Origin of the sequence: Citrobacter sp., assembly GCF_050252275.1 — a bacterium.
GTDB classification, from domain to species: Bacteria; Pseudomonadota; Gammaproteobacteria; order Enterobacterales; family Enterobacteriaceae; genus Citrobacter_A; species Citrobacter_A amalonaticus.
The window spans coordinates 1-4,648 of sequence record NZ_JBFWLF010000331.1 but is presented as its reverse complement, the minus strand read 5'-3'; the positions used below and the strand labels follow the sequence as shown (position 1 = coordinate 4,648).

Genomic DNA, 4,648 nt, shown 5'->3' with positions numbered 1-4,648 from the left:
GCCAGCGCTTCCGCCCCTACGATTTTGCCGGTGCTGAGTGACACAATAGGCTGATAATGGACCTTAATATCGCGGTTATTGATGGCATCCTGCAATCGGTGATGGGGTGACTGGAGACGGCGCAGAATGCGCAAAATAAAGGCGGCGGCCAGCAGACCGATCAGAGTGCCGGCGGGAACCCAGATCAGCGCCTGCCGGTACCAGATTTTTTGTAGTGGGAGGGTCGACGCCCAACTGACAATGGTAATGCCCATCTCCGGGAAAGGGCGAATCTCATAAATAATGCCATGACTTTCCATGTGGCGAGGCGTGGTTTCCTGAGTAAATTGCAGAATATTCGGTGCGAGCGCGCTGCTGCTGGCAATGACGGTATTGCGTTTTACGCCAATAATCGCGACATCGATCTGCCAGGCGCCAAAAGGAACCACGTCGATAAAAGAGGCGGGATCAATCATCACGATATAGTCGCCATAGCCCAGTGCTGCCATGTAACGCTCGATCCCCAGATCGTTATGCGCGGTAAACCAGGCGCGGTAGCCATCGTTAGTGATTTTCATGGGCGGCGGGAAGGCCGACGTATAACTTTCCTGCTCCAGAGAGGAACAGCGTGGTATGTTGTTTCGCAGATACAGTACTTCCTGGACATAGCGATAGCTGAAGGAAAGTCTCCGCATCGCCAGTAAGTGTTCACGCGAGCACGGTGCGCTGTTCACGGCGTTAATCTGCTGTAATGCCTGTTTTGCCTGGGCCACCACGCGTTCAGTACGTTCAGAGACGCGCGATGAGTAGGTATCCAGCTCCTCGATGAATTTCTTTTCGACCTGGCGATGAGCGAGCCAGACACTCAAACCGACCGGAACCAATACGGCGAGGATAAGCACTCCTGTTACCAGACTGACCAGATGTCGTGTTCTCACGCAAATATCCTTAATAACGCATTGTAGAGAAAGTATATCCGATCGGGAAAAAAGCCCTGTAAATGATGTCGTTAATCTGCAGATTTTTTTGTGGGGAGTCCGACTTTTCGCCGTCTTCAATGCAAAAGAACGCGCGTTAATGCGGAAAGGATTGAACTGTCATGCGTTCAGCGATAGAGTAATGTTATATTATAACATAATATCAACGCTGATGAGGATATCATGCAGGTCTTGAATTCATTACGTAGCGCAAAGCAGCGCCATCCCGACTGTCAGATCGTAAAGCGGAAAGGGCGTTTATATGTGATTTGTAAGAGCAACCCGCGTTTCAAAGCGGTACAGGGAAGGAAAAAACGGCGTTAGAGAGAAGAGGGCCGGATAGAGGGAAAGTCTATCCGGCAATACCAATTGGCTATGGTGTGGCTTCTGCGCGGGCAAGAGTGAAGATATCGTAAAACGACAGTTCGCCTTTACGCGTCAGCATCTTCTGTAATTGCGCTTTGCGTTCATCGTCAACGTCCGGGGAGTGAAGGATGGTGCTAATCAGTGTAGGAGGCACAAAGCGGGTGTTGTACCACTCGCCGTTGTAACACACCCTGAAATCCAGTACGTCGATATCTTCATAGCGATAGCGCGGGGCGACATCAAAAAAGAAAAAACCGTTGAGGATGATAAACAGCACCACCAGCAGCCAGACGGAGTCAACCAGCGTTTCTGATTGCAGCATGACCGCCAGCGTGGCAAACCACGCAACATACATCCCGATAAACAGGCCTGGATGTTTACGAATAAAGCTGATGCTAAAGCGGGGCTTATTATCGCGCTTCTCACGCACATTTAGATCGTCGATGGTTTCAGTGAGCAGGCGTTGTATTTCTGTCATTTTTTGCCTTCGTGATTTCGCAACTTACAGGGGAACGCCCTATTTTAAGTGGGCGATTAGCCTGAAAAAAGTAACAGATTAACCACAATTTAGCATAACAGTTACAATTCTATTTACAGTGTTTTAATAATCCGTGCTGGATTACCCCCCACCACGACGTTGGCGGGTACGCTTTTGGTCACTACGGCGCCGGAGGCAACCACCACATTGTCACCAATGCTGACGCCGGGATTAATGACCGCACGCCCACCAATCCAGACATTATTGCCAATCGTGACGGGTTTGCCGAACTCCAGTCCGCTATTGCGTTCTGTCGCATCCAGCGGATGCGTGGCGGTATAGATATGAACGCCGGGAGCCAGCATGCAGTTATCACCAATAATAATGGGACAGACGTCGAGCATGACGCAGTCGAAGTTGGCGTAAAAGTCTTTACCCAGGAAGATATTGTAACCGTAGTCACAGCGAAATGACGGCTCGATGTAGGGGCGGTCGCACTGACCTAACAGGGCGTGGAGAATAGCCAGGCGTTCGGCCTTTTCATCCGGGGCGGTGTGATTGTAGCGGTGAACGAACCGACGCGCCTGCAATCGGTCATGGCGCAGAGTCTCATCTGCCGGGTGATACCGTTCACCCGCTATCATTTTACGCTTCTCTTCACTCATTCTGCGCTCTCTGCCTGTTCACTGGTGAGGCAATACAGTAGAGGGTCTGCGTTAATCAGGGAACGATCCCTGAACTATACCGTGACAGAAGTCACAATAGCCATGCTATTGTTATTGCAAATAAGATAAATGTTCCCCAGGAAAACATCCGTATTTCCTGATATTCAGTAATCAAATTAACGAATGAATTTCCAGACGGAGGAGGGGATCTTGTCGTAAAGTTTATTCATCGTCAATTCTGCAAGACGGTGATCGGCGGCTGAGTAAAATACAGCCAATTCATTGTCAGATAATTCATATTTATTTTTCTCAATCACGCGTTCAAGCGTGTCAATTGTCTGACAGCGTCGCAAGCGCATCAAATAATCAGTTTTAGTTAATGGTTTATCGGACATAAATCTTACCTATGATTGTAATAATTTTTAACAAGATAAACTAACAGGGTTAGCTCTGGTGGCATTCACAAAGCAGCGGAACAAGCGATTACCTGATTTCCGCCATTTCTGCAGATCCTGCGCATTAATGCCATAACTGCTGAACAACATAAATGTGTCGTCCAGATATTCATCAATCTGCTCAATCAGCTTATTGTCCTCATTATACTTAATTTTATAATTAAGTGCGAAGGTTGCAATATGCTCTATCAGTTCGTTGAGTTGAAGGTTGATCGCCGAGGTTGGGTCGTTTACCCAGCCATGATTGCTTTCTTCAAGGTTTGCAAGACAGTCGTGATAAAGCGTTTCACAAAGAAATTTAAGCTGCGCTATATCATGTCTTTTGGGTGAGTATTCATCCATAACGCATCCCCTTCTTAGTGGCTTGAACTAACCGAACACCTTTCGGGATGGGTACAACTAACTGACCTGGTACTTGCCTTCTACGCTTGATGATTTAACTATAATCTACTCTAAAAAAGATTTCATCGTTATATTACGAAAAATTACAATTAATGTAATATGAGAGAAAGTGAAGGTTTGTGGATTTTTCTCATTATAGCATGTCGCCAGCCCATTCCGAAATGAGATAATTACGTGATTATTTTGAAATTCATCAGATTATCCCCTCTTTCCATCCTCGTCGCTTACCTCCGGCACGAAACCAGAAACGGATGCCCCCCAGGAATTGTCTTAATAATGAGTGGTTAAGCAGGGAATAAGCCATAAGCCAAATGGCCAGAAATAGCCTTCATCCTCTTATGGATTATAACCTTTATTATCTACAACCAAAAGTCAACAAGGTATCAATAAGCCCTTTTGCTGATTTCATTCGAAAAAAAGGCCGCTTGCGCGGCCTTTTATCAGATGAGCATCAGCGATGTTCTACGGAATGGCTGTGTTCAATATCTTCACTTTTCCGGCTGAAGCGGCGGCGTACCACCACAAAGAAAACCGGGACGAAGAAGATAGCCAGAACCGTTGCGGTGACCATCCCACCCATTACGCCAGTACCTACGGCGTTCTGCGCGCCGGAACCGGCACCGGAGCTGATAACCAGTGGCATAACGCCCAGAATGAACGCCAGAGAGGTCATCAGGATCGGACGTAAACGCATACGAACCGCATCCAGCGTCGCTTCAATCAGGCCTTTGCCCTCTTTATCCATCAGATCTTTGGCGAATTCGACGATCAGTATCGCGTTCTTCGCCGACAACCCAATGGTTGTGAGCAGGCCCACCTGGAAGTAAACGTCGTTGGTCAGACCGCGGAAAGTGGCCGCTAACAGCGCACCAATTACCCCCAGCGGAACCACCAGCATAACGGAGAACGGAATCGACCAGCTCTCATACAACGCCGCCAGACACAGGAAGACGACAATCAGTGAGATGGCATACAGGGCAGGGGCCTGGTTACCCGACAGACGTTCCTGGTAGGACATCCCCGTCCAGTCGTAGCCGATACCGGATGGCAGCTTACTGGCCAACTGCTCCATCATTGCCATCGCTTCACCGGTACTCTTACCCGGTGCCGCCTGACCTAAGATCTCCATAGAAGGCAGACCGTTATAGCGTTCCAGACGCGGTGAACCGTATTCCCAGCGTGAAGACGAGAAGGCTGAGAATGGCACCATTTGACCATCGCTGCCGCGCACATACCAGTTACCGATATCTTCCGGCAACATACGGTATTTGGCTTCGGACATGACGTAAACTTTCTTCACACGACCGCGGTCGATAAAGTCGTTCA

7 protein-coding genes are annotated in these 4,648 nt (G+C 48.5%); 1 reads left to right on the top strand and 6 read right to left on the bottom strand.

Features of this window, described 5'->3' with window-relative positions:
• A partial coding sequence (locus tag AB7E14_RS20775) for a CSS-motif domain-containing protein (RefSeq protein ID WP_428169883.1) occupies positions 1 to 917 on the bottom strand: 917 nt, incomplete at its 3' end.
• 222 nt (positions 918 to 1,139) lie between these two features.
• On the opposite strand from AB7E14_RS20775, the gene ykgO reads away from it, so the two are divergent.
• On the top strand, positions 1,140 to 1,280 hold the full coding sequence (gene ykgO / locus AB7E14_RS20770) for a type B 50S ribosomal protein L36 (protein WP_003859006.1): 141 nt from the start codon (positions 1,140 to 1,142) through the stop codon (positions 1,278 to 1,280).
• Between the two features lie 49 nt (positions 1,281 to 1,329).
• Here ykgO and AB7E14_RS20765 read toward each other — a convergent pair whose 3' ends face one another.
• The 5 genes from AB7E14_RS20765 to AB7E14_RS20745 all read right to left on the bottom strand — a co-directional run.
• Positions 1,330 to 1,800: a YlaC family protein gene (locus AB7E14_RS20765; protein WP_044327284.1), complete on the bottom strand. Its 471-nt coding sequence runs from the start codon at positions 1,798 to 1,800 to the stop codon at positions 1,330 to 1,332.
• A 113-nt stretch (positions 1,801 to 1,913) separates the two neighbouring features.
• A complete protein-coding gene (gene maa / locus AB7E14_RS20760; protein WP_044327283.1) occupies positions 1,914 to 2,465 on the bottom strand; it encodes a maltose O-acetyltransferase in 552 nt (183 codons plus the stop codon).
• A gap of 176 nt (positions 2,466 to 2,641) precedes the next feature.
• Positions 2,642 to 2,860 (bottom strand): HHA domain-containing protein, encoded by a 219-nt coding sequence (locus AB7E14_RS20755; protein WP_001280991.1) that lies wholly within the window; start codon positions 2,858 to 2,860, stop codon positions 2,642 to 2,644.
• A gap of 27 nt (positions 2,861 to 2,887) precedes the next feature.
• Positions 2,888 to 3,262 (bottom strand): Hha toxicity modulator TomB, encoded by a 375-nt coding sequence (gene tomB / locus AB7E14_RS20750; protein ID WP_042324455.1) that lies wholly within the window; start codon positions 3,260 to 3,262, stop codon positions 2,888 to 2,890.
• 511 nt (positions 3,263 to 3,773) lie between these two features.
• The coding region (locus tag AB7E14_RS20745) for an efflux RND transporter permease subunit (protein ID WP_428169882.1) at positions 3,774 to 4,648 on the bottom strand (875 nt) is incomplete at its 5' end.

What these genes read in the sequence shown, in the direction of transcription:
- ykgO (WP_003859006.1), top strand. Translation starts at nt 1,140, where the DNA reads ATGCAGGTCTTGAATTCATTACGTAGCGCAAAGCAGCGCCATCCCGAC.
- AB7E14_RS20765 (WP_044327284.1), bottom strand. Translation starts at nt 1,800, where the DNA reads ATGACAGAAATACAACGCCTGCTCACTGAAACCATCGACGATCTAAAT.
- maa (WP_044327283.1), bottom strand. Translation starts at nt 2,465, where the DNA reads ATGAGTGAAGAGAAGCGTAAAATGATAGCGGGTGAACGGTATCACCCG.
- AB7E14_RS20755 (WP_001280991.1), bottom strand. Translation starts at nt 2,860, where the DNA reads ATGTCCGATAAACCATTAACTAAAACTGATTATTTGATGCGCTTGCGA.
- tomB (WP_042324455.1), bottom strand. Translation starts at nt 3,262, where the DNA reads ATGGATGAATACTCACCCAAAAGACATGATATAGCGCAGCTTAAATTT.